The organism is Pseudoroseomonas ludipueritiae (assembly GCF_014490445.1).
Lineage (GTDB): Bacteria > Pseudomonadota > Alphaproteobacteria > Acetobacterales > Acetobacteraceae > Pseudoroseomonas > Pseudoroseomonas ludipueritiae.
In genome coordinates this window covers 1-2,203 of the sequence record NZ_JACTUZ010000296.1, presented here as the reverse complement: position 1 = coordinate 2,203, position 2,203 = coordinate 1, and the positions used below count along the sequence as shown (strand labels likewise).

Annotated in this window: 2 protein-coding genes and 1 pseudogene; all 3 read left to right on the top strand. The window is 72.6% G+C overall.

What is annotated here, in order from left to right; all coding sequences use genetic code 11:
- Positions 1–608 (top strand): hypothetical protein (locus IBL25_RS25730; protein WP_187781289.1); only part of this gene is annotated, 608 nt, incomplete at its 5' end.
- 39 nt (positions 609–647) lie between these two features.
- Positions 648–1,361 (top strand): gamma-glutamyl-gamma-aminobutyrate hydrolase family protein, encoded by a 714-nt coding sequence (locus IBL25_RS25725; protein ID WP_187781288.1) that lies wholly within the window; start codon positions 648–650, stop codon positions 1,359–1,361.
- A pseudogene (locus tag IBL25_RS25720) lies at positions 1,358–2,125 on the top strand (pseudouridine synthase); the annotation flags it as partial. The gene IBL25_RS25725 and the pseudogene IBL25_RS25720, both read left to right, overlap by 4 nt.
- Between the last annotated feature and the right edge of the window lie 78 nt (positions 2,126–2,203).

Sequence of the window (2,203 nt, the reverse complement as noted above, 5' to 3'; positions counted from 1 at the left end):
CCACGGCGCTGCCGCGCCTCTCCGACCCCGCCGCGCGGCCGATGCTGGAGGCGCTGTGGAACAGCGAGGCCGTGCTGGCCGGGCGGCCGCAGGGCGAGGCCGGCACGCCGGCGCTGCAACGCTGGGGCGATGCCAGCGCCATGGTCCTGCGCCGCTACCTCGGCATCCTGCAATCGGGGGTGAATGACCAGGCGGAACTGGGCCGCCGCATCGCGGCGCATCAGGACGAACTGACGCGCGGCTTCACCTTCCTGCTGCGGGTCGGCACCAGCGTGCAGCAGGGGGCGCGGGACCGTGTGTCCCGCCTGCCGGAAGCGCAGCGGCAGGGACCGGAAGTGAAGCAGGCGCTGGAGCGGCTGGGCACCGGGCTGGCGCAGATCAGCCAGGGGATGCTGGGCCTGCTGCGCACACCCGGGCTGCGGCCGGAGAACAGCCGCGCCATGGCGGAGGCCCTGGCGCAGGACCTGCCGCTGTTCCGCCCGCTGCTGACGGCCCCGCTGCGGCAGGCGGTGGCGCAATCGGCCGCCGGGTTGACACCCACCCTGCAGGACGCGCCCACCCGCGCGGCGGTGGAGCGGGTGCAGCGGATGCTGGCTGGCGCGGAATAACATTTGTCGCCGCCCGCATCACGGTCTAGGGACCGCTGCATGCGCAAGATGCCCTTGATCGGTGTGACCCTGGACGCGGAGCCGGCCGGTGGCTGGTCCAAGCTGCCCTGGTACGCCATCCGCCAGAACTACCTCTCCGCCATCGCCGCCGCCGGGGGCCTGCCGGTGGCCCTGCCGCATGAGCCCGAGCTGGCGGAAGCCTATCTGGAACGGATCGACGGGTTGCTGGTCACGGGCGGCGCCTTCGACGTGGACCCAGCGCTCTACAACGGCGGCCCGGCGCATCCGACCGTCTCGCTGAAATCCACCCGCACCGCCTTCGAGCTGGCGGTGACGCGCGGCGCCCTGGCGCGCGACATCCCCGTGCTGGGCATCTGCGGCGGCGAGCAGCTCCTGGCCGTGGCCTTCGGCGGCACGCTGATCCAGCACATCCCCGACAGCATCGCCGATGCCCTGGCGCATGAGCAGCCCAACCCGCGCACCGAGCCGGGCCATGAGGTGAAGATCGCCGCCGGCACGCTGCTGGAGCGCATCACCGGCACCGCGCGCATGGCGGTGAACTCGGCGCACCATCAGGCGGTGGAGCGGCCGGGCAACGGCGCCATCGTCAATGCCGTTGCACCGGATGGGGTGGTCGAGGGCATCGAGCATCCGGGCCATCGCTTCGCTCTCGGCGTGCAGTGGCACCCGGAATACACGGTGGACCCCGCCGACCACCGTATCTTTGACGCCTTCGTGGAGGCCGCGCGATGAGCGACGAGACCGAGACCGAAGCCGAAGGCCAGCGCGGCGAGCGCATTGCCAAGTGGCTGGCCCGCGCCGGCGTCGCCAGCCGGCGGGATGCCGAGAAGCTGGTGGCCGAGGGCCGCATCCGCCTGAATGGCGAGCTGGTGGAAACCCCCGCCACCTTCGTGGCCGAAGGCGATTCCGTCAGCCTGGACGGCAAGCCGGTGGGCGCGCCGGACCGCACGCGGCTGTTCCGCTACCACAAGCCCGACGGGCTGGTGACCACCCACAAGGACCCCGAGGGCCGCAAGACGGTCTTCGAGGAACTGCCGCCGGGCCTGCCCCGCCTGGTCTCGGTGGGCCGGCTGGACCTGACCAGCGAGGGCCTGCTGCTGCTGACCAACGATGGTGCGCTGAGCCGCAAGCTGGAGCTGCCGGGCAATGCCTGGGTGCGCCGCTACCGCGCCCGCGTGCATGGCTTCGTGGATGAGCGCGCGCTGGCCTCGCTGGCGCGTGGCATCACCATCGAGGGCGTGGCCTACGGCCCAATCGAGGCCGGGCTGGATTCCCGCCAGGGCACCAATGCCTGGCTCACGGTCTCGCTGAAGGAAGGCAAGAACCGCGAGGTGCGGCGCGTGTTGCAGCACCTGGGCCTGACCGTGACGCGGCTGATCCGCGTGGCCTATGGCCCCTTCCAGCTCGGCACCCTGCCCAAGGGGGCGGTGGAGGAAGTGAATGCCAAGGTGCTGCGGGACCAGCTCGGCCTGGACGCCCCGCCGCGCGTGCGGCGCGGCGTGGACCTCGCCGCCCAGGCCGCCACCGCCGCGCCCGAGCCGAAGCCGGAAGCCATCTCCCGCAGCCGCCCGGCC